The organism is Streptomyces sp. PTL18 (assembly GCF_059510295.1).
The window spans coordinates 532,048-557,557 of sequence record NZ_JCAJZO010000002.1; the positions used below are offsets into that span (position 1 = coordinate 532,048).

A 25,510-nucleotide genomic window follows, 5' to 3' on the forward strand; every position below is an offset into this window, starting at 1 on the left:
GTAAGGAAACACATGTGCGGAATCGTCGGATACATCGGTAAGCGCGATGTGGCCCCGCTCCTGCTGGAGGGTCTGCAGCGGCTGGAGTACCGCGGCTACGACTCGGCGGGCATCGTCATCAGCTCCCCGAAGTCGGCGGGTCTGAGGATGGTCAAGGCCAAGGGCCGGGTCCGCGACCTGGAGGCCAAGGTCCCCGCACGCTTCAAGGGCACCACCGGCATCGCCCATACCCGCTGGGCCACCCACGGCGCCCCCTCCGACGTCAACGCACACCCGCACCTGTCGGCCGACAGCACGGTCGCCGTCGTCCACAACGGCATCATCGACAACGCCGCCGAGCTGAGGAAGAAGCTCGAGGCGGACGGCGTCGAGTTCCTCTCCGAGACCGACACCGAGGTCCTCACCCACCTCATCGCCCGCTCCCAGGCCGAGAAGCTGGAGGAGAAGGTCCGCCAGGCGCTGCGGCTGGTGGAGGGCACGTACGGCATCGCCGTGATGCACGCCGACTTCCCGGACCGGATCGTGGTGGCGCGCAACGGCTCGCCGGTCGTCCTCGGCATCGGCGAGAAGGAGATGTTCGTCGCCTCCGACGTCGCCGCCCTCGTCGCCCACACCCGCCAGATAGTGACGCTGGACGACGGCGAGATGGCGACGCTGAAGGCCGACGACTTCCGCACGTACACCACCGAGGGCACCCGCACGACGGCCGAGCCGACCACCGTGGAGTGGGAGGCCGAGTCGTACGACATGGGCGGCCACGACACCTACATGCACAAGGAGATCCACGAGCAGGCCGACGCCGTGGACCGGGTGCTGCGCGGCCGCGTCGACGACCGGTTCTCCACCGTGCACCTGGGCGGCCTGAACCTGGACGCCCGCGAGGCGCGGCAGATCCGCCGTGTGAAGATCCTCGGCTGCGGCACCTCCTACCACGCGGGCATGATCGGCGCCCAGATGATCGAGGAGCTGGCCCGTATCCCGGCCGACGCCGAGCCGGCGTCGGAGTTCCGCTACCGCAACGCCGTCGTGGACCCCGACACGCTGTACGTGGCGGTGTCGCAGTCCGGTGAGACCTACGACGTGCTGGCGGCCGTGCAGGAGCTCAAGCGCAAGGGCGCGCGGGTGCTGGGCGTCGTCAACGTGGTCGGCTCGGCGATCGCGCGCGAGGCGGACGGCGGCATGTACGTGCACGCGGGACCCGAGGTGTGCGTGGTGTCCACCAAGTGCTTCACCAACACGACGGTGGCGTTCGCGCTGCTGGCGCTGCACCTGGGCCGCACCCGCGACCTGTCCGTCCGTGACGGCAGGCGGATCATCGAGGGTCTGCGCAAGCTGCCGGAGCAGATCTCCGAGATCCTGGAGCAGGAGGAGGAGATCAAGAAGCTGGCGGAGCAGTTCGCGGACGCCCGCTCGATGCTGTTCATCGGGCGCGTGCGCGGCTACCCGGTGGCCCGTGAGGCCTCGCTGAAGCTGAAGGAGGTCTCCTACATCCACGCCGAGGCCTACCCGGCCTCCGAGCTCAAGCACGGCCCGTTGGCGCTGATCGAGCCGGCCCTGCCGACGGTCGCGATCGTGCCGGACGACGACCTGCTGGAGAAGAACCGCGCGGCCATGGAGGAGATCAAGGCCCGCAGCGGCAAGATCCTCGCGGTCGCGCACCAGGAGCAGGAGAAGGCGGACCACACGATCGTGGTGCCCAAGAACGAGGACGAGCTGGACCCGATCCTGATGGGGATCCCGCTGCAACTGCTCGCCTACCACACGGCGCTGGCGCTGGGCCGGGACATCGACAAGCCGCGGAACCTGGCGAAGTCGGTGACGGTGGAGTAGCCCGAGCCGGCCCACCGCGCCGCGGTCTCGCGAGCCCGGGCGTCAGCAACCCCCTGTGTGCCACCACCACAGGGGGTTGCTCTTTCGGAGGGCCGGGGACGCCCAAACCCCGGCCCGGTCGCTGCCTCAGCCGGCGGCCGTCACCCCCCGGCCGGCAGCGCGTCGCGGAAGGGTGGTGGGCCAGTGGGCGAGGGCCGCGGTCGCCGCGTACCAGGCCGCCGCTCCCGCCACCACGGCGAACCAGCCGCCGGCCTTGCCGAGCGCGTCGTTGCCGGCGAGGCGGCCGATGGCGAGCAGCAGCAGCGAGACGAAGAACAGCCCGTAGGTGCCCTGGTCGAGGAGGCCGCCGGACGCACCGAGCGTCAGGCTCAGGGCGACCAGGGCGAACAGCAGGAGGAAGAGTCCGGCGGCGTGGTCGGACATCTGGTTCCCGGCGGTGACGGCCCAGGTGAACCACAGGGCGCCGAGCGCCGAGAAGGCGGTCCCCGTGCCGGTGTCACGGTCGCGGAGAGCGAGCAGGCCGGCGAGGAACAGGGCAACGCCGCCGACGTAGTGGGCCAGTGACACGGCGTCGGCCGTCGTCACGCCGTCGATCACCTTGGTGGTTCCGAGCCCGAAGGCCAGCAGCGTGACGCCGAGCGCCAGTCGGCCGACGATGGTGGTGGTGCCTCCCGCAGAGACGTCGTTGTCCACGGCGGGCTCCCTTCTTGTCCTGCGTGTACGGTGTGCGGTGACCGATATATGCCCTTCACAAGGGCACAAACACCTCCGCGCGCAAAGGAATTCAGGGAACGCGGAAAGTGGGCCGCCGGTACCCATGGCACATCTCACCTGGGCCAACGGGGAGTTGCGGAATCACAACATCGGAGGTGCGAGCCGAGGGCGCGCGATGGCCGCATATCGCGCCCGTTGCGGGGCGCGGGCAACCACGTGCGCCCCGTAGGCCGCGCCCGGCCCCACCGGGGCGCCCCGGCACCCGAGCCGGTGAGCACACGCGGAGCGACGACTCAGGGAATGACGATCACCGGGCGCCGGGCGCGCTTGGCGAGGCGGCCGGCGACCGAGCCGAAGATGCGGCCGACGATGCCGTGCGTGGAGCCGACGACGATGGCGTCCGCCTCGTACTCCCGGCCCACCTCTTCGAGTTCGTGGCAGATGTCACCGCCGCGCTCGACCAGGATCCAGGGCACGTCGGCGAGGTGGTCCGCACAGGCCAGCTCCAGACCCAGAACCTCCGTGCGGTGGTCCGGCACATCCACGAAGACCGGCGGCTCGCAGCCCGCCCACACCGTGGTGGGCAGCCGGTTGGCGACATGGACGATGATCAGACCCGACCCGGAGCGGTACGCCATGCCGATCGCGTAGGCGAGGGCGCGCTCGCTGGAGGTGGAGCCGTCGAAACCGACGACGACGCCGTGCTTGAACGCGGGATCGCACGAAGGGTGTGGCTCTTGCGCCGCCAGGGGATCGGACGCCGTGGGATCGGCGACCGGCCGCTTGCGGTCCGCGGGTTCGAAGAATTCGTGACCGGCCATGGCTGTCTCGGCGATGTGATCCTTTGTCGGGGACGACGGTATGCGGCGGAGCTGCGTCCGGGAATCGTCTTCCCGTCCCCATACCCCCAAGGGTACGGCGACACGCCTCCTTAAGCCCAGAACCCGCGCAGGCGGCACGGGGTTCCAGGGAGCATGCACGAGGGAACGCCCGTAACGCAATGGTTGCTGGACCGTACAGGCGGTTTGCACCGGGTTTCCCCGGGGGCCGTCCCCCCCTGCGCGGCGGTCGCCCACGGGTACGGCAGTGACCGACGGGTCGGGCTCGCGTTGAACCCGGCGAACCCCCCGCCCCAGGGAGCACGCCGTGCCCGCACCCCGCACCGTCCCCCAGGAGCGTCCCGCGCCACACGCCGCGAGCGAGGTGATCCGCTGGGCCGCCTTCTGCTGTGTCCTCGTCCCCGCCGTTCTCGTCGGCTACGGCGTCCCGCTCGCCGCCGCCATCAGCACCGCCCTCGGTCTCGCCGCCGTCACCGCGGCATGCAGAGCCCTGCTCCGGCAGGCCGAGCGGGGCGCGGCGCGGCTGCGGGCCGAGGAGATCGTCCCGCATCGCGGACGCCACAGCAGGACCGGGGCGGGGGCGCACAGGGGCGGACGTCACAGTGGGGGAAACACTCCGGTCGACTGACCGGTTTCCGCGCACGCCTCCGAATCTTTTCAGCCAACTTCTCAGCCCCGTGCATCACACCGTCGAACGACCCCCCACCCCCCTTTCGACCTGCGCCGAAAGGGTCCCGGACGGTTCCCGCACCCTACGTGGATTGGCCACCGGGACGAGGCGCACTTCCCTGCACGCTCCACGAGTGCAACCCTTCGTGATCGAATGCTTCACGCCAAGTTGCCATGTCGACAATGTGCCGGATCGTGAACTGGTCACGCCGGCGCCGCGCGACACAGTAGATTCGATCATGACTGTCTACGGCGGGGGACTCGTGCAGGACCGAGGGGAAACGTGCAGGAGCGACACAACCGAGGAGCCGCGACCACCGAGGGGGGCTTAGCAGGATGAGCCACGACGCCACTGCCGCGCCGGAGGCCGCGGCCCGGAAGCTGTCGGGGCGACGCCGCAAGGAGATCGTCGCGGTGCTGCTGTTCAGCGGCGGCCCCATCTTTGAGAGTTCCATTCCGCTTTCGGTGTTCGGGATTGACCGCCAGGACGCCGGAGTGCCGCGCTACCGCCTGCTGGTGGCGGCCGGCGAGGAAGGCCCGCTGCGGACCACAGGGGGCCTGGAACTCACCGCGCCGTACGGCCTTGAGGCGATCTCGCGGGCGGGCACCGTCGTGGTGCCGGCCTGGCGGTCGATCACCTCTCCGCCACCGGAGGAGGCGCTCGACGCGCTGCGCCGGGCGCACGAGGAGGGCGCCCGCATCGTGGGGCTGTGCACCGGCGCCTTCGTGCTGGCCGCCGCCGGGCTGCTGGACGGACGGCCGGCCACCACACACTGGATGTACGCACCGACGCTGGCCAAGCGCTATCCGTCGGTGCACGTCGATCCACGGGAGCTGTTCGTGGACGACGGGGACGTGCTGACGTCGGCCGGCACGGCGGCCGGCATCGACCTGTGCCTCCACATCGTGCGCTCCGACCACGGCAACGAGGCGGCGGGCGCGCTCGCCCGGCGCCTGGTGGTCCCGCCGCGCCGCAGCGGAGGCCAGGAGCGCTACCTCGACCGGTCTTTACCCGAGGAGATCGGCGCCGACCCGCTCGCGGAGGTCGTCGCCTGGGCGCTGGAACACCTCCACGAGCAGTTCGACGTGGAGACGCTGGCGGCGCGCGCGTACATGAGCCGGCGGACGTTCGACCGGCGCTTCCGCTCGCTCACCGGCAGCGCGCCGCTGCAGTGGCTGATCACCCAGCGGGTGCTGCAGGCGCAGCGGCTGCTGGAGACCTCCGACTACTCGGTCGACGAGGTCGCCGGGCGCTGCGGCTTCCGCTCGCCCGTCGCGCTGCGCGGCCACTTCCGGCGCCAGCTCGGCTCGTCGCCGGCTGCCTACCGGGCCGCGTACCGGGCGCGCCGCCCGCAGGGCGACCGGCAGGCGGACGTGGATGTCTCCGGCGGCCCGCCCGCGTCGCCGGCCGCGCAGGAGTCCGCCCAGCTCCCGATGCAGACCCGGCGGACGGCGTCGAACGGCATCGGTCACCCGGCGCCCCTGCCCCCGGACCACCTGGGCAAGCACGTGCCCGAGCTGTACGCGGCGGGCCGCCAGAGCGTGCCCGGGCAGCGCAGCGCGCCGTAGCACCGACACCACCGGCGCACGGCTCGGGCGGGCGGGATCAGGAGGTCGTACGACCCCGGGTCCCGCCCCTCGCCGTACCCACCCGTGCACAGGTCATGCGCACGGGCGGTCCGCATGCCACGCCCGGGCCATAAGGTGGGACACATGAACGATCGCATGGTGTGGATCGACTGCGAGATGACCGGCCTCTCGCTGTCCGACGACGCGCTCATCGAGGTGGCCGCTCTGGTCACCGACTCCGAGCTGAACGTACTCGGCGAGGGGGTGGACATCGTGATCCGGCCGCCGGACGCGGCACTGGAGACGATGCCGGAGGTGGTGCGTCAGATGCACACCGCCTCGGGACTGCTCGAGGAGCTGGCGGGCGGCACGACGCTCGCCGACGCCGAGGAGCAGGTCCTGGCCTATGTACGGGAGTGGGTCAAGGAACCGGGCAAGGCTCCCCTGTGCGGCAACTCCGTCGGCACGGACCGCGGCTTCCTGGCCCGCGACATGCCGACGCTGGAGGACTATCTGCACTACCGGATCGTGGACGTCAGCTCGGTCAAGGAGCTGGCCCGGCGCTGGTACCCGCGAGCGTACTTCAACAGTCCCGAGAAGAACGGCAACCACCGGGCGCTGGCCGACATCCGCGAGTCGATCGCCGAGTTGCGCTACTACCGGGAGGCGATCTTCGTACCGCAGCCGGGCCCGGACTCCGACACGGCCCGCGCGATCGCGGCCAAGCACGTGCTGCCCGCGCGGTAGGACCCGTCTTCCGATCGACGGGGCCGAACGGGGGCGCCACGCCCGGCGCCGGGGGAAACGCTGGCGCGAGCACCCCTTCGGACCCTGTACACTTTTTCTCGGCCGGTGGGGGAAACCACTGATGAAACACCGGTCGTGGTGGGTGTAGCTCAGCTGGTAGAGCACCTGGTTGTGGTCCAGGATGTCGCGGGTTCGAGTCCCGTCACTCACCCTACGAGACAGGCCCTTGACCTGCGGAAACGCAAGTCAAGGGCCTGTTTGCCGTTTGGCCACGGCCGAACCACGGCCCATCCACCCGCGATCCAAGTCGCCCGGGAAGGAGTGACGCCGCAAGTACGCATGAAACCTCACTTAAGGCATGCACCCGGTCGCACACTGTGCAGTTTTCCGTGCATCGATCCGCCGCTGAGTGACGGTTTCTGACCAGAGCCATGGGCCCGTCCACGTTTTCGAGGTCCAGCAGCCGAGCCACTGCGGCTGCGGCCGACAGGGATGTCGGGCGTCCGCGCTGACCGAGGCGCTTGGAACTCGTTGCGGCGTTGCAGGCCGTTAGTCTGTCGGTATGTCAGAGCGTGTCATGCCCGATCGCACGGACGGCCTGATCACTCCGGATGCCGCGGACGCTCTCTGGGTCGATCTGACGGCCGACAGCGCCGTGCCGACGGCTTCTGGCGCATTCACCCGCTCTCCTGCCCATGCCCGGGCGGGGTACGTCCTGCTCGGCAGCCATGTAGTGGCGACAGTCAGGGCGAGCGGCGGTCAGTGGAGTGTTCCGGAGCTTGAGGTGCGCCGGGCTGCCACGCAACTGAACGCGGTGGGGATGAACCGGCAGGACCTGGTCCGCATCGGTCCGTTTCGTGGGGCGCCGAGGCAGGAGTGCAACGAGGAAACGCCGCTGCGCTGGCGTCGGCGCATCACCCGGGAACTGCAGGAGTTGGGCGGCCCCGAGCGGGCAGCACGACGTGACCTCGGCCGCCCGTACCATCTGGCGGGGATCGACTGGCGACAGATACTCGTCGAGCAGACCCGCGACGGGAGGCAGCGCACGTGGTGGCTGCCGCGCGCTGTGGTCAGGCTGCTGGATGCTGCCGAGCACACCGAAACGCAGTGGGTGCAAGCCGCGCGGACCCGCCAGGCAAGCGCAGCCGCCGCCGAGTCGCCCTCCCACCCCCGGCAGGCCCGAGCCGCCGACGGTCGGCAGACGCCGAGCTCCGGGACCCCCACCGCCTCACTGCGCCCGTACGACAAAGAACTCGAAGGCCGGCTGTACTCGGTACTCAGCAGGAAGCCCGGTACCTCCCGCAGGGTGGCCGGGTGGGCATGCGCCGTCTGCCGCACCGCGCCCGCCACCGTGCTCGACCACTGCCACGAACACGGCTACGTCCGCGCCCCCGTCTGCCAGTCCTGCAACACACAGGAACGCCCCGACCACCTGTACAGCAACGACATCCGCGTGGCGAACCGCTACACACGCCTCTTCCACACCGACACCGACGACTGGCTCCGCCACTGGCACCGCTGCCCCGGCTGCCGCGCACGCACCACCCTGCCCCTGCCCCACCTCGCCGCATGGACCGCCCACATAGCCTGCCGATCACTGCGCCCGACCCACCGCGCCCCCCGCGGGCGCAAGCCCTGCGGCGTCCTGCGCGTGTCCTGGACGGGCAGTCAGAATGCGCCCCGTTCCTGCCTGCTCACTGTCGCCGTCGACTTCTGCCCCTCCGGCGAGCACCGCGTCCTGGCACAAGTCCCCTACCGCGAAGCCGCCGAACGGTTTCGCGCCTGGCTGGCCGAGACGGCCCCTGCCGTGGCCGCTGCGGCCGGTCCCGACCGCCTGGACGGCCTCCCCGCCCAGTTCCGGCCAGTCATCGCGGACACCAGCGGTGAGGACCTGGAACTGTTCTGAGCGGGCACCGAAGCCGTCGGAGATCTACGGATTACTTCCGGTACATACTCGTTGGCGTGGTATCGGGCGTTTCGATGAGTTGATCAGTCCGTTGCGGGCGAAGCCCGAGCGGTGGCATCGCGCCTGACCGAGCGTCAGCGTCGTCTGCCGTACGGGCACCGCCATACCCGACGGAGAGATCACCCTGGAACTCGCCGAACTCCGCCGCGCCCTCGAAGTGGGGCTCGCGTCGCCGCCACGCAGGCCGCAGACGACCCGACGTCGTGGGCCTCCCTGCTGGAAATCGAGGGCGTACCGGCCACCTTCAACGGCGTCGACCAGAAGGCCCTGTCCGCGTGCCTGGACCAGGACCCTGACAGCTGCCTGCAGACGGTTCCCGGCCTGTCCGAGTGCGTGCAGACCGCCCAGGTGTGCAACGCCGTCGCCCTACAGGCCAAGCCGCAGGCCATGGCCGCCCGCACCGCCGGCGACACGCCCAGTGCAGAATCCCTCCGCGAGCGCGCCGCGCACTCCTTCGCCGTCGACCCGCAGCACGTGGACCTCACCCGGTCGTCAACCACCGCAGTGCGGACCCTGGATGCCGGGACGACGCCGACCTGGACCGTCAGCTCCCAGCAGACGACGCCGGGACTCGAGCACGCCCACCGGCGCTACCGCGGCTTCACCGCCGTCTACTCCGCTCAGACCGGCCAGCTCCTCGAAGCGTGCTGGGGCGAGATGTGCCGTTCCTGACCGGACGGAACCAGTAAGCCGCCGTCCGCCACGGCCACCACGAGCAATTCCGGCCGACGCCTTCCGAATCCGAGACTTCGCAGTGCTTCACAGGGAGCAGCTCCGCATGCAGCACCTCAACCACCGAATACGACTGGTCCGCTGGGCCCGCAGAGCGGCAGCCGCCTGCGCCGTGACCCTCCTGACCACGAGCGCAGCGACCGCGGCACCCGATCAGGCTCGCACCTCACCACACGCGACAACTGCAGGGTTCATCGACGCCGCGTCCGTTCCCAAGTCCGAGCTCCAGAAAATGAACCACCCGGTACCGTTCGCCGCCTACCAGCGTTCACACGGAGAGCAGGCACCGCTCGGGCACGCAGTCCGGCGCGCACCCGCCGACGAACAGACCGACCTGCGCCGGCAGTGCGAGAAGCAGGCGGCAGCCGCGAAGACCCAGACCGGCTGGATCAAGAGCCGCTTCGAGAGCTGCCAGAAGAAGCCGTATGACCTGATTCTGCGCGACAAGAAAGGCACCGAGGCCATCGGTCGTCTCTGGTTCGACATGTGGACCCTGGGCTTCGCCTATGACGGAAGCCGCAGAGTCGACTACGTCGCCAGCGTCGAGAACATCCGTGTTCAGACCGCGGGTACCGAGGACGCCACCAAGTGGAGCATCGGGCAGTTCCTCCGAGACGGCATCGACGCCGGCGACAGCGATCCCAACCCGCAGATCACCGCTCCCAGCACGGTTCAGCGTGACGAACTCCTCGGCGCCTGGAACAACAAGCCCACGTGGACGCTCACGTACACATCCCCCGACCTGGGCGCCCAGTTCAACAACGGCAACCAGCAGAAGGTCGCGGCGACGGTCTTCCTGGACATCAACGTCCAGTCGCCCAGCGTCTCCCCCTACCAGGAGGTCGACGCCTACCACTCCGCCGTCCGCTTCGACTACGCCGGACGCGTGGCAGGCAAGTACAAAGGTACCGTCTTCACCGGAGCCCGCGTTGAACTCGTCATGAGCCGGAGGGACTCTGAAGTGAAGGAGAGCGCCCAGCACATCTACGACGCGTTGAAGCACCCGGAGCGCACCTTCCCGTCCTTCGCGGGCAAGACCGTCCCCGGGGAGAAGGAGCCTCTTCACCGACTGATCAACCAGGACAAGCAGGATGCGAACCGCACCAAGTCCATTCAGGAATGTAAGAAGGTGTGGGGTGATTACACGGGCAGCGGACTGCAGTGTGACGAGTACCCCTTCGCCAGCACCAAGGAAGGCTCGACCAAAGGTGACAACCGGTACTCCGTCCGTCTGATCACCGGGACAGACAACCACGCCGGCGGCCAGCGGATCGACGCAATGTACACAGCCAACCGCGTCCTGGACGACGACCCCTTCTACGTCAAGATCACCGACTGACAGAAAGGTCTCTCATGGCGCTCCTCGCCGAATACAGCGTCACCGCGCGGCCCGACCGCAGCATCATCGAGGTCCATGACGCCGACGCCTACCTCGGCGACCAAGCCGCCCTGAGCGCCGCCGAGGTACAGGTGGTGGCCGGCAACGGCTACCACCTGTACCTCCTCAGCCTGCAAGCGGACATCAAGGTACGCGTCATTATCCGGGTCTGGGACACGCCACCCAAGCCCCCTGCCGACGCAGAAGGACACGTTCCGGTCAGCATCGAATCCGTGACCGGCATCCTCGTCGTCAACCAGCTCACCTTTGGCCCGGCGGGCGAGATGACTCTGCCCCGACCGGGCGTGTACGAGGGCTACGCGTGGTGGGCTGGACGAGCAGCTGCCTCCGTCTACTACGACGAGGTCCTGAGCAGGATCGACGACGACTGGACGCCCGAACTGATCCGGCAGGCCTGGGACCGATGCCCGGCCGACGAGCGCTACGTACTCGACCTGGGCTTCGTCCGGGAGCCAGAACCGTACGACGAGGATGACGACTGACAGCCCGCGTTTGTCGTGCACCGGGACTCCACGCTACGAGGGGAACGTCACCGTTCGGACGTCGACGGAAGCATGGAGGGCCGCCAGGGCAGGACGGCCCTGTCCGGTGTACAGCGCACGAGGGTACGAACCCCCCGCCTTGCGCGCACCCGCCGTCCTCAACGGGAGCGTTTGGCCATGGCCAAACCGGATGCGGCACAGCGTCATCCAGCGCCATCACCCGTCACCTGTATGCCCGGATTTGCCTACGTGGGCAGCAAAGACGCAGGTCACGATAGGGATAGGAAACAGGTTCGAGTCCCGTCACTCACCCTCGGTCATCAGCCGGTGACCTGCGGAAGCAGGTCACCGGCTGAACTGTTTCCCGGCCCTGGACACGTGCCGTCGAAACCCGGCACCCAGGGGGCCGCCACGAGCCACGACCTCGCCGGGCCCTCAGGCGTTCGGTTCCGCCCTGTCGGCCATCACCACCACCGGGTGCCGTTCCCGCGTCGCGCGGTCGGCCCGGCCGCGGAGCAGCGGCGGTGGCCCGAACTGCCGCATGCGGCAAGGGACATCGACAGCACGCTGCCGGGCTGACCCGCATGCCGTGCCGAACCGCGGGCCGGGTGCCCGCCTCGGGTGCCTCAGGACGAGTCCCGCGCCACCAGCTCCGTCGGCAGCACCACCTGCCGCCGGTCCAAGGTCCGGGAAACCACCGGGCGGCGGTCGGCTATCTCGTCCAGGAGCAGGTCGATCATCGCCCGGCCCATCTCCTCGATCGGCTGGCGCACGCTCGTCAGCGGCGGGTCCATGTGGCGGGCGATCGCCGAGTCGTCGTAGCCGACCAGGGCCACGTCGTCCGGGATGCGGCGGCCCGCCTCGCGCAGCACCTGGCGCGCGCCCGCCGCCATCACGTCCGACTCCGCGAACACCGCGTCCAGGTCCGGGTGGCGCGCCAGCAGTGCCGTCATGGCGCGGCGGCCGCCCTCCTCGGTGAAGTCACCGGGCACGATCAGGTCCTCGTCCACCTCTCGTCCCGCGTCCCGCAGCGCGTCCCGGTAGCCGTCGATGCGCCGCTGGGCGCCGTACACGTCGAGGCGGCCCGTGATCGTCGCGATCCGGGTGCGATCGTGCGCGATCAGGTGCTCGACCGCCGAACGGCCGCCGCCGTAGTTGTCCGAGTCCACCGACGGCAGGGGCTCCCGTGCCGAGCGGGGGCCACTGATCACCGCCGGGATCTCCAGCTGGGCGAGGAGGTCGGGCAGCGGGTCGTCGGCGTGCACGGAGACCAGCAGGACACCGTCCACCCGGTGCGCCGCCAGGTACTGCGCGAGCCTGCGCCGCTCCCGGTCGCTGCCCGCGAAGATCAGCAGCAGCTGCATCTCGGTGTCCGACAGTGCGGACCCCACGCCCTTCACCATGTCCGAGAAGTACGGCTCCGCGAAGAACCGCGTCTCCGGCTCGGGGACGACGAGGGCGATCGCGTCCGTACGGTTCGCCGCCAGCGCCCGGGCCGCCGTGTTCGGCACGTACCCCAGCTCCGCGACCGCCGCCTCGACGGCCGCGCGGGTCGCGTCGCTCACCCGCGGTGAGCCGTTGATCACCCGGGAGACCGTGCCGCGCCCCACGCCGGCCCGTGCGGCGACCTCCTCCAGGGTCGGCCGCCGGCCACTCCGGCCCCGCGTTCCGTGGCCTGTCATGGTCGCCTCCCGTCACACCGCGCGTCGCGCGTCCGGCCTGGAATGTAACAGCCCCGTGCGGCTCCGCGGCCGCCGCCGGGGCCGGCCCCGCCAGGGCGGCCCCGACGTGGCCGGCCGCCGCCCTCGTCGCGTCGGGGCGGCCCCGCACGGAGCCCAGTTAACGTCCCGATAACTGAACGCATCTGACACCGTCCGCTCCCTTGACACCCCCGCCCGGACCCACGACTCTTCAACACATCACTTGTGGGAGCGCTCCCACAGTACCTGCCCCATACACATCCCGCACGTTCCCCGCCCGAGCCGCAGCGACAAGACACGGGCCCAGCACAGAAGTTGGCCGGGGGGTCGGCACGTCAGGGCAACTGGAGGACGACATGCGAGCACGTACCCGATCCAGCCACACGGCGACAGCCCTCGCGGCCGTCGCCGTGCTGGGCGCCGGACTGCTGGCCGGCTGCGCCAACGACAGCGGCGGGAGCAGCGACGGCGGTTCCGGTGGCGACAGCAAGGGCAAGACGACGATCACGCTGGGTCTGTTCGGCACGATGGGCTTCAAGGAGGCCGGTCTCTACGCCGAGTACGAGAAGCTCCACCCGAACATCAAGATCCAGGAGAACGCGATCGAGCGGAACGAGAACTACTACCCCGCTCTCGTGAACCACCTGACCACCAACAGCGGTCTGATGGACGTCCAGGCCGTCGAGGTCGGCAACATCGCCGAGGTCACCAGCACCTTCGGAAGCAAGCTGGTGGACCTGTCGAAGGTCTCCGGTGTGCAGAAGAGCAACTGGCTGGACTGGAAGTGGCAGCAGGCCACCACCAAGGACGGCCAGACCATCGGCCTCGGCACCGACATCGGCCCGCTGGCGATCTGCTACCGCAAGGACCTGTTCCAGGCGGCCGGCCTGCCCACCGACCGGGACGCCGTGAGCAAGCTGTGGGCGGGCAGCTGGGACAAGTTCGTCAAGGCCGGCGAGCAGTACAAGAAGAAGGCGCCGAGCGGCACCACCTTCATGGACTCCCCCGGCGGTCTGCTCCAGGCGATCCTCGCCGGCGAGAGCACCCGCTTCTACGACTCCTCCGGCAAGGTCATCTACAAGTCGAACCCGGCCGTGAAGGCCGCCTTCGACACCACCGCGAAGGCCGCGCAGGAGGGCCTGGTCGGAGCGCAGACCCAGTTCCAGCCCGCGTGGAACACGACGATCGCCAACAGCAAGTTCGCCGCCATGTCCTGCCCGCCCTGGATGCTCGGCTACATCAAGGGCCAGTCGAAGCCGGACGCGAAGGGCAAGTGGGACGTGGCCCAGGCGCCGAAGGCGGGCAACTGGGGCGGCTCGTTCCTGACCGTGCCGAAGAACGGCAAGAACGTCGCCGAGGCCGAGAAGCTGGTCGCCTGGCTCACCGCGCCCGAGCAGCAGGCCAAGCTGTTCGCCACCCAGGGCTCCTTCCCGAGCGCACCCGGCGCGTACACGATGTCCGCGGTGACCGGGGCCAAGAACGACATGACCGGTGACGCCCCGATCGGCACGATCTTCGCGGAGGCCGCCAAGAACATCCCGGTCCAGGTCATCGGCCCGAAGGACCAGATCATCCAGCAGGGCCTGACGGACAACGGCGTCATCCTCGTCACCAAGGGCAAGACGCCCGCGGAGGCCTGGGCGACGGCCACCAAGACCATCGACAACAACCTGGAGAAGTGACCGGCATGGCCACCCGGCACGACATCGCCGCGCCCCCCGCGAAGGAGGGGGGCGCGGCCCCGGCCCGCCCGCCCGCCGCCCCCACGGAGGCGGAGCGGCGGCGCCGCGCCCGTCTGTCCCGGCGCTGGCAGCGGGACATCAAGTGGAGCCCGTACGCCTTCGTCTCCCCCTTCTTCCTGCTCTTCGCCGCCTTCGGGCTCTTCCCACTGGTCTACACGGGCTGGGCCTCGCTGCACACGGTGGAGCTGACCGCGCCCACCGACATGCAGTGGGCGGGCCTGCACAACTACACGCGGATCTTCGACGACGACTTCTTCTGGAACGCGGCGAAGAACACCCTGACCATCGGCGTCATCTCCACAGTTCCGCAGCTGCTGATGGCCATGGGCCTCGCGCACATCCTCAACTACAAGCTGCGCGGCTCGACCTTCTACCGGGTCGTGATGCTCGCGCCGTACGCGACGTCGATCGCCGCGGCCTCGCTCGTCTTCGTCCTGCTGTTCGGCCGCGACTACGGCATGATCAACTGGGCGCTGCACTTCTTCGGCATCGACAAGATCGACTGGCAGAACGACAAGTGGCCGTCCCAGATCGCCGTGTCGACGATCGTCATCTGGCGCTGGACCGGCTACAACGCGCTGATCTACCTCGCGGCGATGCAGGCGATCCCGCAGGACCTGTACGAGTCGGCGGCACTGGACGGCGCGTCGCGCTGGCAGCAGTTCTTCCATGTGACGCTGCCGCAGCTGCGCCCGACGATCCTGTTCACCTGCGTCGTCTCGACGATCGGCGCGAGCCAGGTGTTCGGCGAGCCGCTGATCTTCGACGCCAACAAGGGCGCGTCGGGCGGTGCGGAGCACCAGTTCCAGACGCTCGGTCTGTACCTGTACGAGCAGGGCTGGGTGAACCAGCACCTGGGCCGCGCCTCCGCGATCGCCTGGACGATGTTCCTGATTCTGATCGTGATCGGCGTCGTCAACTACGTCATCTCGCGCCGGCTGCGCGCCAGTAGTTAGGAGACCGGCCGTGACGACGACCCTGAACCCTCCTCCCACCGATGCGGCACGCAAGGAGCTGAAGCGCATACGGCGCCCGAAGTCGGCCCGTGCGGGCGGGCAGATGCACGCGGGCCCGATCGCGTACACGATCCTGGCGCTGTTCTCCCTCGGTTCGCTGTTCCCGCTGGTGTGGACGGCGGTCGCCGCCTCCCGCACCAACAACCGGCTGGCGCAGAGCCCTCCGCCGTTCTGGTTCGGCGGGAACCTCTTCCACAACCTCGACGTCGCCTGGAGCCAGGCCAACCTGGGCAAGGCGTTCGTCAACACCACGATCGTCGCGGGAACCTCTGCGGCGGCCATCGTCTTCCTGTCCACGATCGCCGGGTTCGCCTTCGCCAAGCTGCGCTTCCGGGGCCGCAACATCCTGATGCTGGTTGTGATCGGCACGATGATGGTGCCGCCGCAGCTGAGCATCATCCCGCTGTACATGATGGTCGCGAAGCTGGACTGGACGGACCAGTTGCAGGCGGTCGTCTTCCCGTCGCTGGTGAGCGCGTTCGGCGTGTTCTTCATGCGGCAGTACCTGATCCAGGCGCTGCCGGACGAGCTGATCGAGGCGGCCCGGGTGGACGGTGCGAGCAGCTGGCGCGTGGTGTGGAACGTGGTGTTCCCCGCGGCGCGGCCCGCGATGGCCGTGCTCGGCATGCTGACGTTCGTACAGGCGTGGAACGACTTCCTGTGGCCGTTCCTGGTCCTGACCCAGACCGGCAACCCGACCGTGCAGGTCGCCCTGGCGGGCCTGGGCCGCGGCTACACCGTCGACCAGTCCCTGATCATGGGGGGCGCGCTGCTCGGTACGCTGCCGCTGCTGCTGGTCTTCGCGATCTTCGGCAAGCAGATCGTGGGCGGCATCATGCAGGGCGCGGTCAAGGGCTGACGCCCGCCCGCCGTTGCCGCCGCTCCCGGCGTACGGGGGCCGGATCGCCGCCGCTCCGGCCCCTTCCCCTCTCCTCCCCCCGCCCCACCCCTTGCCCACGCCCGACTCGTCGGTCCTCACGACCTCATATGGGAGCGCTTCCATGCCTGAGTCCGCACAGCCGGCACACCCGGTGACCTTTCCTCCCGCCTTCCTCTGGGGCGCGGCGACCTCCGCGTACCAGATCGAGGGGGCGGTGCGGGAGGACGGCCGTACGCCCTCCATCTGGGACACCTTCAGCCATACGCCGGGCAGGACCGCCGGCGGCGAGACCGGTGACATCGCTGTCGACCACTACCACCGCTACCGCGACGACGTGGCGATGATGGCCGAGCTGGGCCTGAACGCCTACCGCTTCTCGATCTCCTGGTCGCGTGTCCAGCCCACCGGCCGGGGCCCGGCGGTCCAGCGCGGTCTGGACTTCTACCGCCGTCTGGTGGACGAACTCCTCGCCCACGGCGTCAAGCCGGCGATCACCCTCTACCACTGGGACCTGCCGCAGGAGCTGGAGGACGCGGGCGGCTGGCCGGAGCGTGACACGGCGTACCGGTTCGCCGAGTACACGCGGATCGTGGGCGAGGCGCTGGGTGACCGGGTGGAGCAGTGGATCACTCTGAACGAGCCGTGGTGCAGCGCGTTCCTGGGCTACGGCTCCGGGGTGCACGCCCCGGGCCGTACGGACGCGGCGGCGTCGCTGCGCGCGGCCCACCACCTGAACCTGGCCCATGGCCTCGGCGCCTCGGCCCTGCGGTCGGTGATGCCGGCACGCAACGCGGTGGCGGTCAGCCTCAACTCCTCCGTGGTGCGCACGGTCTCCCAGGACCCGGCGGATCTGGCGGCGGGCCGGAAGATCGACGACCTGGCGAACGGCGTCTTCCACGGTCCGATGCTGCACGGCGCGTACCCGGACACCCTGCTGGCGGCCACGGCGCCGGTCACGGACTGGTCGCACGTGCACGACGGCGACCTGGCGACGATCCGGCAGCCGCTGGACGCGCTGGGCCTCAACTACTACACCCCGACGCTGGTGTCGGCGGCCGAGGAGAAGGCCGGCGGTCCGCGTCCGGACGGTCACGGCGTGAGCGACCACTCGCCCTGGCCGGGCGCGGACGACGTGGCCTTCCACCAGACCCCGGGCGAGCGCACCGAGATGGGCTGGACGATCGACCCGACGGGGCTGCACGAGCTGATCATGCGCTACACGCGGGAGGCGCCGGGCCTGCCGCTGTACGTCACGGAGAACGGCGCGGCCTACGACGACAAGCCGGACCCGGACGGCCACGTCCACGACCCGGAGCGGATCGCGTACCTGCACGGGCACCTGTCGGCGGTGCGCCGCGCCATCGCGGACGGCGCGGACGTGCGGGGCTACTTCCTGTGGTCCCTGATGGACAACTTCGAGTGGTCGTACGGTTACGGGAAGCGGTTCGGGGCGGTGTACGTGGACTACACGACCCTGGAGCGGACCCCGAAGTCCAGCGCGCACTGGTACGGCCGGGCGGCGCGGACGGGCGAGCTGCCGCCGCTGGAGGACTGAACCACCGGGGGCCGGTGAGCCCGGGGCGCGGCACGGGAGGGAGGTGCCGCGCCCCGGTGGTGGCCGCGCGGCGTGGTCGCTCGGGCCGCGGGGGGCTCGGGCCACGGCCGCGAGGGGCTCGGGCCACGGCCGCGAGGGGCTTGGGTCAGTTGTAAGCGCCGAACGCCTTCGAGAACGCGAACCTGTCCTGCGTGATCGAGCTGCACGTCGGGTCCGCCGTCGGCTTGGGGCCGCCGTCGCACTGCCTGTCGCGTGCGGCCGACCACATGGACAGCCGGCCGAGGCCCTTGGACTTGGCGAAGGCCACCAGTTGGGCGGCGTCGTCGACCTTGAAGACCTCGGAGGAGACGTCGTTGACGCCGATCATCGGGGTGACCGCGACCGTCTTCCAGGCCGTGCTGTCGCTCAGGCCCAGCACGCTCTTGATCTGCGCCTGCGTCGCGGTCGCCGCCTGCTCGGCGTAGGTGCCCATGTCGCCGCTGAACGCGGGGCCGTAGTCCATCGCCATGATGTCGACGGTTGCGATCTTCACGCCGTTGGACTTCGCGTCGGCGAGGAGGTTCACTCCGTCCTGGGTCAGGCCCTCCGGCATGACCGGAAGCGTGAACGACACATCGAGGCCCGGGTGCTGCTGCTGCAGCTTGGCGATCGCCTGGGCGCGTCGGGTGTTCGCGGCCCTGTTCGGCAGCGCGCCGCCCTCGACGTCGAAGTCGAGCTTGGTGAGTCCGTAGGCGTCCACGACCTTCCCGTACGCCGCTGCCAGCGCGTCGGCGGAGGAGCATGTCGTGGCCAGCTCCGAGCCGGAGGCGCCGCCGAAGGAGACCCGGACGTCGCCGCCCTTGGCCCGCAGGGCGCCGATCTGCGCGGCCACCGCGTCGTGGCCGAGGTCGGAGACGCCGCCCCACTTGGGGGTGCAGCCGCCGCCGTCGGTCACGAACGCCAGGTTGTAGTTCTTCACGCCGGTCGCGCCGGCCGCCGCGACCAGGTCGAAGGCCGGGTAGAGGGACGTGTCGACGTACGGCGAGAAGCGGGCGCTCGTGGTGGATCCGGTGCCGGTGCCGCCTCCGGTGGTCTTCGTGGGGGTGGGTGACGGAGCGGCGGTCGAAGGCGGGGTGGGCGCCGAGGTCGGGGACTGGGTCGGACGGCCGCTCGGCTGCGGGGTCGCGCCGTCGTCGGCGGAACACTTCGCGCCGTCGACGAGACAGCCGGTCGGGTCCCCGGAGCCGCTCACGACGAAGCCGACGGTCACCGACTCACCCGCCGCGATGCCGTTCTTGTCCCAGGACGGCGGCTTGACGGTGACGTGCTGTCCGCTCACCGTCGGCGTGCCGTCCCACAGCGAGCTGAGCTTCGCTCCCGAGGGCAGGTCGAACTGCAGCGTCCAGTCGCCCTTGGCCTGACCGCTGTCGTTCGTGATCACGTACTGCGCGGTGTAACCCGTCGACCAGGTACTGGTCTTGGTGTACGCCGCGCCGACGCCGGCGGCGTGTGCCGTGCCGGTGACCACCAGGGCGCCACCGCCGACCACGACGGCGGCGACCGTGCCGCCGATCGCCTTGTTCCTGCCGCTGATCCTGCGCCGGTGCGCCTTGCTCATCGCGTGCCTGCCTTCGCTGGTACGGGGGGGTGAATGCGGCAGCACGCTAGCGAGCCGGAATCGGGCAAACCGCGCCATCCGGACCGGCGTTGAGGATCTTAGGGTGCGCTTAAGGAAGGGATCGGGGGCGATTAAAGGTAGAGACCAATAGGCGTGGACGTCTGCGGCGTACGCGGTGCCCCCGCCGTGTCGGAGCCCGTCCGTCCAGCTGGAACCAGATCCGCACCTCCGTGCCGCCCAGCACCGAGGAGCCGATCCGTACGTCTCCGCCGGTCGACTCGGCGAGCCGGCGCACGATGTCCAGACCGAGGCCCGTGGAGCCGTCGCTGCCCGAACCCCGGCCACGGGCCATCGCCGCCTCCGGGTCGGGTATGCCGGGCCCGGCGTCGGACACCAGCACGATCACCGCGTCCTCGGCGTTGTGCACGTCGACCGCGAACGCGGTGCCCTCAGGGGTGTGCCGGAAGACGTTCCCGAGCAGGGCGTCCAGCGCGGCGGCGAGGTCGGGCCGGGGGACGGGTATGCGGACCGGACGGTCGGCCCCGGCCACCCTCCACTTGCGGCCCTCGTCCTCCGCGAGCGCCGACCAGAACCCCATGCGCTCGCGCACCACCTCCCCCGCGTCGCACCCGGTGCCCGGTCCGGGCACCACGGTCTGCGGCTTGGCCTCGCGTGCCGTACGGATGATCGTGTCCACCTCCCGCTCCAGTTGCGCCACCGCCTGGCGGGTCTGCTCGGCGGCCTGCCCGTCGCCGAGCGAGGCCGCGTTCAGCCGCAGCACGGTCAGCGGCGTCCGCAGGCGGTGCGACAGGTCGGCGGCCAGCTCCCGCTCGTTCGCGAGGAGTTGCACGACCTGGTCGGCCATCGAGTTGAACGCGACCGCCGCCGCGCGCAGTTCGTCGGGCCCTTCCTCCCGGACACGCGCGCCGAGCTGCCCCTCCCCCAGGTCGTGCGCGCCCTCGGCCAGGCGCCGCGCGGGCCGCACCATCCGCACGCCGAGCCGGTCGGCGACCGCCACCGAGCCGACGATCAGCGCGACGCCGACCGCGGCGAGCACCGCCCAGGCCGTCCCGACGCCGTGCGTCACCTCGGACTCGGGCACATAGACCTCGATCACGGCTATCGCACCGGAGCTGAGTGCGGTGGGCTGGAGCAGCGTGGAGCCGCCCGGGACCTCGGTGGTGGAGGCCCGGCCCAGCCGGCGGGTGGCCGCGATGTCGTCATCGGCGGCGCGCCGGCGGCCGATGTCGACCGCTTTCGTGCCGTCCCCCGCGGGGATGTGCACGGCGATCCCGTCGTCGGAGCCCGCCGAGGCGACGACCCGCTCCAGCTGGTCCCGGTCGGTGGTGATGGACAGTGCGGGCGCGATCGCGGCGGCCTGCCGCTCGGCGTTCGAGAAGGCCCGGTCGCGTGCCATCTCCTTGACGACCATCCCGAGCGGGACCGCGAAGGCGACGACCACCATCGTGGTCACCGCCAGACACACCTTGACCAGTGCCCACCTCATGGCTGCGGCTCCGTGTGAGGCGGCTCCAGTTTCACACCGACTCCCCGCAGGGTGTGCAGATAGCGGGGCCGCGCGGCCGTCTCGCCCAACTTCCGCCTCAGCCAGGAGAGATGGACGTCGATGGTCTGGTCGTCGCCGTACGACTGCCGCCAGACCTCGGCGAGCAGTTCCCTGCGCGGTACGACGACGCCGGGCCGGCCGGCGAGGAAGGCGAGCAGGTCGAACTCACGGCGCGTCAGGTCCAGGGGCACACCGTCCAGTTCCGCGTGGCGGCGCAGCGGGTCGATGGCGAGGCCGCCGACCCGTATGACGGTCGGGGACGCGGGGTCGGCGGCGGCCGTACGGGTGCGGCGCAGCACCGCCGCGATCCGTGCCGACAGGTGCTCGACCGAGAACGGCTTGGTCAGATAGTCGTCCGCGCCCGCGTTGAGCAGACGGACGACCTCCGCCTCGTCGTCGCGTGCCGTGGCGATGATGACCGGCACGTCCGTGATGCCGCGCAGCATCTTCAGCGCCTCGGAGCCGTCCAGATCGGGCAGGCCGAGGTCGAGGATGACCACGTCGAAGGGGACGTGCGCGACCTCGCGCAGCGCCTCCAGCGCGGTGCCGACACTGCGCACGGTATGTCCGGCCTCCGTCAGATGCCTGATGAGCGCCGAGCGTACGAACTGGTCGTCCTCGACCACGAGCACACTTGCCATGGGCGGCACCGTACGCCATGCGGGCTGAGCCGTTCGGGGCCTGTGGACAACTCCCGGCGGCGCAACGGGAGAAACCCGACTGTGGGCGACCCGTGAGACATCCGTGGGGCCGGTGGGGCAGTATGGCCGGGATGTTGAGGGGACTTCTGCACGTACTGGCGTGGACGCTGACCACCGGAGCGGCGGCCACGCTGTCGTGGTGGGGCGTCCACACGGTGCTGGCGGGCACCGCGTACGACCCGCCGCGCGCCCTGCCCGTCACCGCGGGCGGCGCGACGACGCAGGGGTCGAGGCCGCTGCCTCCCTCGACGCAGCGGCCCTCCCCGTCGAGGAGTCCGTCGCCGACACCGAGCACGAGCAGCCCGAGGCCGGCGCCTCCCAAGACCCGGGCCACCGGGCCCAGCCCCTCCACCACTGCCTCCGGTCAGGTCAGGAGCTACGACACCGCCGGCGGTCGCGTGGTCTTCGACCTCGGCGCCACCTCCGCGACGCTGGTGTCGGCCACCCCCGGCACCGGCTGGTCGATGCAGGTCTGGAAGACGGAGACCTGGATCCGCGTGGAGTTCACCTCCGGCGCCGACCGGGTGTCGGTGTTCTGCACCTGGCACGACGGTCCGCCCCATGTGGAGATCGGGAACTACTAGGGCCCCCAGCCGCTTTCCGGGGAGGCGGTCCGGGTTCGGCGGAAGACCGACGGCGGGGGCGCGGGGGACGCGACCGCCGCCGCGTCCGTAACCGCCGCCGCGCCGCCCGTGAAGTCGCTCAGCGCCTTGCCGTGCTCCACGCGCGCGGGGTGCGGGTCCGAGGCGGCGCGCCGGGTCAGTTCGGCGACCGGGAGCGGATGGGCGCAGGCGACCAGGACCGCGTTGCCGAAGCGCTTTCCGCGCAGGACGGCCGGATCGGCCACCAGTGCGAGGTCGGGGAAGACGGCCGCCGCCGTGGAGATCTGGCCGCGCAGATGAGCGAGCGGAGGGCCGTCGGCGAGGTTGGCCGCGTACACACCGCCGTCCTTCAGCGCCCGGCGGACCTCGGTGAGGAACTCGACCGACGTCAGGTGCGCCGGGGTGCGCGCGCCGCTGAACACGTCCACGATGACCAGGTCCGCCCAGCCGTCCGGCACCTTGGCGAGCCCTTCCCGGGCGTCGGTGGAGCGCACCCGGATCCGGGCGCTCAGGTCCAACGGCAGAACCCGGCGCACGAGTTGGACGAGCGCCGCGTCACGCTCCACGATCTGCTGGGTGGAGCGGGGGCGGGTGACGGCCGTGTAGCGGGCGAGGGTGAACGCGCCGCCGCCGAGGTGCACGGCGTGCACGGGACGGCCGGGCGGGGCGACCAGGTCGATGACGTGGCCGAGCCGACGCTGGTACTCGAAGGACAGATACCGCGGGTCGTCGAGGTCGACGTGCGACTGCGGGGCACCGTCGATGAGGAGGGTCCAGGCGCGCGCCCGGTCCGGGTCGGGTATCAGCTGGGCGAGTCCGCCGTCCACCGGCTCGACGACGACCTCGGCCTTCTGCCCGCGCCGCGCGTTCCGTGACCTGCCCATCCCGCCATTATCGGGGGGCGGCGCGTGGGCGGCCCACCCGCTCTTCCGGGAGGACGCCGCTCGACCCGGGGAGTAGGCGGAGACTCACCGACAGTTGTCGGCGGCCTCGATCAGGCGGGCCGCCTCGCCCAGGGCCGCGCGCAGGACCACGGGGTCCGTGGCCGGTTCCGCCTCGCCGGGCGGCAGGAGCCAGCCGGTGCCCTCGACCGGGGGCAGCGGGGCGACCAGGCTGATGCCGCGCCCGTCGGTCTTCGTGCACGTGCTGCCGGGGACGTCCCACGCTTCCGCCGTGCCGGGCGGTACGAGGAAGCCGAGGGTGTCGCAGTCGTCGTCGTGCAGGACCGGCCCGACGCAGTCTCCCGCGCCGCGGCGGAGGATGTCGACCGCCTCGAGCCCCTGCCGGGCGGGCACGGTCACGAGATCGGGGGCACCGTGCGGCGGTGCGGCGCACGCGGGGGCCTGCACGGTGCGGACGGCCTGCGGCCGTGTGCGGAACTCGGTGCTGTGCGGGGTCTGCGTCCCGGCATCCACAACGGAACCCTCCTCGACGGTGAGTTGGGTCGGGAGTTCGGGCGGCTCCCGGTCCGCAGGTTTCAACGTTCGGGCGCGTCAACGGCAACGGCACAACACTGCCGCAAAGGATGGCAGTTCATGGCAGATCCCGTATGAGATATCCGGTTTGTAGCCAAACCTCGCATGACCACACCCGCGAGGAAGGTACGTTCTTGCACCGCCGGACGCAGGGAACCAACTGGCACCACACGGACAAGCCACCCCCAATCCGGCATGGTTCGACGGTTCGCACGAGAGGGCCCGGCCATGACCTCGTCCCAGACCCCCAGGCCACCGCGGCCGAACCTCGCCTTCCGGCAGCTGCGCGGATCACGCTCGCCGGGCGAGTTCGCCGCGGCGGTACGGCGCGCAGCTCGCGAGATCGGCGAGCGGGTCAGCTGTGACGCCCGGTACATCGGACGCGTGGAGGCAGGCGAGATCCGTTGTCCCAACTACGCCTACGAACGTGTGTTCCTACACATGTTCCCCGGGCGCACGCTCGCGGACCTGGGGTTCGCACCCCGCTCCGCGGTCCGCGGCCGAGGGGCGCGCACCGCCGAGGAGGCACCCTCCGCACGCACCACCCGCCGTCCGTACGCCTGCGATGAGCACCGGAGGGCGTACGGGACGTATGACACACCAGACACCTACGAGTCGCACGAGTCGTACGGCACGCACGCGTACGACGCACAGAACCACGAGGAGAGCGACGTGCTGCGTCGCGCATTCATGACCGGCGGCACCGTGACGGTGGCCGCCGCCTCCCTGGGCCCCTTCGGGCTCACCTTCGGCGACCCGGCGGCGGCCGCCGAACGCCCTGTCCACCGTGCGGGTTCGTCGGAGGCGAGCGCGCTCGACGAGGCCGTACGCAAGATCCGCCTGCTCGACGACCGGCACGGCGCGGACGGCCTGTACCGGCGCGCGGCGGCCCCGCTGCGCGCCGCGTACGCGCTGCTCGACGCGGGCACCACCCGGCAGACGGTCGCCGACCGGCTGTACTCGGGCGCGGGTGAACTGGCCATCTCGGTGGGATGGCTGGCGCACGACTCCGGGCGTTTCGACGACGCACGCTCGCACTACGCGGAGGCGCTGGCGACGGCCCGGATGGCCGGGGACCCGGGCCTGGAGGCACACGCGTTCTGCAACACGGCGTTCCTCGCGCGCGACGCGGGCCGGCCGCGGGAGGCCGTACGGGCGGCGCAGGCGGCCCAGCGTGTCGCGCGCCCGCTCGGTTCGCACCGGCTGATGTCGCTGCTCGCCCTCAGGGAGGCGGGCGGCTGGGCGGGACTCGCGGACCGGGCGGGCTGCGAACAGGCGCTCGCGCGGGCGCAGGCGCTCTTCGAACGGGGGCCGTCGGACCCGGACCCCGAGTGGATGACCTTCTACGGCGAGGCCGAACTGGAGGGCCTGGAGGCGCAGTGCTGGTCGGCACTGGGCGACTGGGCGCGGGCGGCCCGGCACGCACGGCGCGCGGCACGGCTCCAGGATCCGCACTTCACCCGGAACATCGCCCTGTACACGGCCGAACTGGCCGACGACCTGGCCCGCGGGGGTCGTCCCGACGAGGCGGCGCACGCCGGTCAGCGCGTGCTGGACCTCTTGGACCAGGTCCAGTCCTCGCGCGTGCTGACGATGCTGGCGGGCACGGCGAGAGTACTGCTGCCGCACCGGCGGGCGTCGGGGGTGTCGGCGTTCCTGGACCGGCACGCGTCGCTGCCGCGCAGTGCGTGAGCGGCAGTGGCTGCGGGCACCCGGGGGCCCGACCCG

General features: G+C 70.8%; 22 protein-coding genes and 1 tRNA gene. 15 read left to right on the forward strand and 8 right to left on the reverse strand.

From position 1 onward, the window contains the following. Nucleotides 1-12 precede the first annotated feature (12 nt). Entirely contained in the window at nt 13-1,830 is a 1,818-nt protein-coding gene (gene glmS / locus AC5WS8_RS06810; RefSeq protein ID WP_496102362.1) for a glutamine--fructose-6-phosphate transaminase (isomerizing), read from the forward strand. Between the two features lie 126 nt (nt 1,831-1,956). Here the strand turns inward: glmS and AC5WS8_RS06815 are convergent, their stop codons facing one another. Both AC5WS8_RS06815 and AC5WS8_RS06820 read right to left on the reverse strand, forming a co-directional pair. Then, the gene (locus AC5WS8_RS06815) at nt 1,957-2,523 is read right to left on the reverse strand and encodes a GPR1/FUN34/YaaH family transporter (RefSeq protein ID WP_496102363.1); all 567 of its coding nucleotides are present in this window, start codon (nt 2,521-2,523) and stop codon (nt 1,957-1,959) included. A 314-nt stretch (nt 2,524-2,837) separates the two neighbouring features. Beyond that, a complete protein-coding gene (locus AC5WS8_RS06820; RefSeq protein WP_496102364.1) occupies nt 2,838-3,365 on the reverse strand; it encodes a universal stress protein in 528 nt (175 codons plus the stop codon). A gap of 325 nt (nt 3,366-3,690) precedes the next feature. Between AC5WS8_RS06820 and AC5WS8_RS06825 the strand changes: the two genes are divergently transcribed. The 8 genes from AC5WS8_RS06825 (at nt 3,691) to AC5WS8_RS06860 (ending at nt 10,947) form a co-directional block, all read left to right on the forward strand. Beyond that, on the forward strand, nt 3,691-4,011 hold the full coding sequence (locus AC5WS8_RS06825; protein WP_496102365.1) for a hypothetical protein: 321 nt from the start codon (nt 3,691-3,693) through the stop codon (nt 4,009-4,011). Between the two features lie 377 nt (nt 4,012-4,388). Beyond that, nucleotides 4,389-5,621, forward strand: a complete 1,233-nt coding sequence (locus AC5WS8_RS06830; protein ID WP_496102366.1) for a helix-turn-helix domain-containing protein — start codon at nt 4,389-4,391, stop codon at nt 5,619-5,621. 144 nt (nt 5,622-5,765) lie between these two features. Continuing rightward, nucleotides 5,766-6,368 carry an oligoribonuclease gene (orn, locus tag AC5WS8_RS06835; protein ID WP_496102367.1) on the forward strand — a complete coding sequence of 201 codons (603 nt, stop codon included), beginning with the start codon at nt 5,766-5,768 and terminating at the stop codon, nt 6,366-6,368. A gap of 138 nt (nt 6,369-6,506) precedes the next feature. Beyond that, nucleotides 6,507-6,579: transfer RNA gene (locus AC5WS8_RS06840), tRNA-His, on the forward strand. A 351-nt stretch (nt 6,580-6,930) separates the two neighbouring features. Beyond that, nucleotides 6,931-8,274, forward strand: a complete 1,344-nt coding sequence (locus AC5WS8_RS06845; RefSeq protein WP_496102368.1) for an endonuclease domain-containing protein — start codon at nt 6,931-6,933, stop codon at nt 8,272-8,274. A gap of 111 nt (nt 8,275-8,385) precedes the next feature. Further along, on the forward strand, nt 8,386-9,006 hold the full coding sequence (locus tag AC5WS8_RS06850; RefSeq protein WP_496102369.1) for a hypothetical protein: 621 nt from the start codon (nt 8,386-8,388) through the stop codon (nt 9,004-9,006). A gap of 106 nt (nt 9,007-9,112) precedes the next feature. Beyond that, nucleotides 9,113-10,405 carry a NucA/NucB deoxyribonuclease domain-containing protein gene (locus AC5WS8_RS06855; protein ID WP_496102370.1) on the forward strand — a complete coding sequence of 431 codons (1,293 nt, stop codon included), beginning with the start codon at nt 9,113-9,115 and terminating at the stop codon, nt 10,403-10,405. Between the two features lie 14 nt (nt 10,406-10,419). Beyond that, the gene (locus tag AC5WS8_RS06860; protein WP_496102371.1) at nt 10,420-10,947 is read left to right on the forward strand and encodes a hypothetical protein; all 528 of its coding nucleotides are present in this window, start codon (nt 10,420-10,422) and stop codon (nt 10,945-10,947) included. A gap of 626 nt (nt 10,948-11,573) precedes the next feature. Here AC5WS8_RS06860 and AC5WS8_RS06865 read toward each other — a convergent pair. After that, nucleotides 11,574-12,629, reverse strand: a complete 1,056-nt coding sequence (locus AC5WS8_RS06865) for a LacI family DNA-binding transcriptional regulator (RefSeq protein WP_496102372.1) — start codon at nt 12,627-12,629, stop codon at nt 11,574-11,576. Between the two features lie 374 nt (nt 12,630-13,003). Here AC5WS8_RS06865 and AC5WS8_RS06870 point away from each other — a divergent pair, with 374 nt between their 5' ends. The 4 genes from AC5WS8_RS06870 to AC5WS8_RS06885 all read left to right on the forward strand — a co-directional run bounded on the left by AC5WS8_RS06870 (nt 13,004) and on the right by AC5WS8_RS06885 (nt 17,840). Continuing rightward, nucleotides 13,004-14,329: an ABC transporter substrate-binding protein gene (locus AC5WS8_RS06870; RefSeq protein ID WP_496102373.1), complete on the forward strand. Its 1,326-nt coding sequence runs from the start codon at nt 13,004-13,006 to the stop codon at nt 14,327-14,329. Nucleotides 14,330-14,334: 5 nt separating this feature from the next. After that, the gene (locus AC5WS8_RS06875; RefSeq protein WP_496102374.1) at nt 14,335-15,345 is read left to right on the forward strand and encodes a carbohydrate ABC transporter permease; all 1,011 of its coding nucleotides are present in this window, start codon (nt 14,335-14,337) and stop codon (nt 15,343-15,345) included. Nucleotides 15,346-15,355: 10 nt separating this feature from the next. After that, nucleotides 15,356-16,264, forward strand: coding sequence for a carbohydrate ABC transporter permease (locus AC5WS8_RS06880; RefSeq protein ID WP_496102375.1), 909 nt, complete (start codon nt 15,356-15,358; stop codon nt 16,262-16,264). A 142-nt stretch (nt 16,265-16,406) separates the two neighbouring features. Next, nucleotides 16,407-17,840 (forward strand): GH1 family beta-glucosidase, encoded by a 1,434-nt coding sequence (locus tag AC5WS8_RS06885; protein WP_496102376.1) that lies wholly within the window; start codon nt 16,407-16,409, stop codon nt 17,838-17,840. A gap of 145 nt (nt 17,841-17,985) precedes the next feature. On the opposite strand, the gene AC5WS8_RS06890 is transcribed toward AC5WS8_RS06885, so the two are convergent. From AC5WS8_RS06890 to AC5WS8_RS06900, 3 genes are all read right to left on the reverse strand, one after another. Next, nucleotides 17,986-19,437 carry a cellulose binding domain-containing protein gene (locus tag AC5WS8_RS06890; RefSeq protein ID WP_496102377.1) on the reverse strand — a complete coding sequence of 484 codons (1,452 nt, stop codon included), beginning with the start codon at nt 19,435-19,437 and terminating at the stop codon, nt 17,986-17,988. A gap of 109 nt (nt 19,438-19,546) precedes the next feature. Continuing rightward, nucleotides 19,547-20,944: a sensor histidine kinase gene (locus tag AC5WS8_RS06895; protein WP_496102378.1), complete on the reverse strand. Its 1,398-nt coding sequence runs from the start codon at nt 20,942-20,944 to the stop codon at nt 19,547-19,549. Then, nucleotides 20,941-21,645: a response regulator transcription factor gene (locus tag AC5WS8_RS06900; RefSeq protein ID WP_496102379.1), complete on the reverse strand. Its 705-nt coding sequence runs from the start codon at nt 21,643-21,645 to the stop codon at nt 20,941-20,943. The genes AC5WS8_RS06895 and AC5WS8_RS06900 overlap by 4 nt, the downstream gene beginning before the upstream one ends. Before the next feature lie 131 nt (nt 21,646-21,776). Between AC5WS8_RS06900 and AC5WS8_RS06905 the strand changes: the two genes are divergently transcribed. Beyond that, the gene (locus tag AC5WS8_RS06905; RefSeq protein ID WP_496102380.1) at nt 21,777-22,289 is read left to right on the forward strand and encodes a hypothetical protein; all 513 of its coding nucleotides are present in this window, start codon (nt 21,777-21,779) and stop codon (nt 22,287-22,289) included. Here the strand turns inward: AC5WS8_RS06905 and AC5WS8_RS06910 are convergent. Further along, nucleotides 22,286-23,191, reverse strand: coding sequence for a spermidine synthase (locus tag AC5WS8_RS06910; protein WP_496102381.1), 906 nt, complete (start codon nt 23,189-23,191; stop codon nt 22,286-22,288). The genes AC5WS8_RS06905 and AC5WS8_RS06910 overlap by 4 nt on opposite strands. 84 nt (nt 23,192-23,275) lie before the next feature. After that, the gene (locus tag AC5WS8_RS06915) at nt 23,276-23,656 is read right to left on the reverse strand and encodes a hypothetical protein (protein WP_496102424.1); all 381 of its coding nucleotides are present in this window, start codon (nt 23,654-23,656) and stop codon (nt 23,276-23,278) included. 354 nt (nt 23,657-24,010) lie between these two features. Here AC5WS8_RS06915 and AC5WS8_RS06920 point away from each other — a divergent pair, with 354 nt between their 5' ends. After that, the gene (locus AC5WS8_RS06920; protein WP_496102382.1) at nt 24,011-25,474 is read left to right on the forward strand and encodes an NsdA family TPR-like regulatory protein; all 1,464 of its coding nucleotides are present in this window, start codon (nt 24,011-24,013) and stop codon (nt 25,472-25,474) included. Nucleotides 25,475-25,510 lie beyond the last annotated feature (36 nt).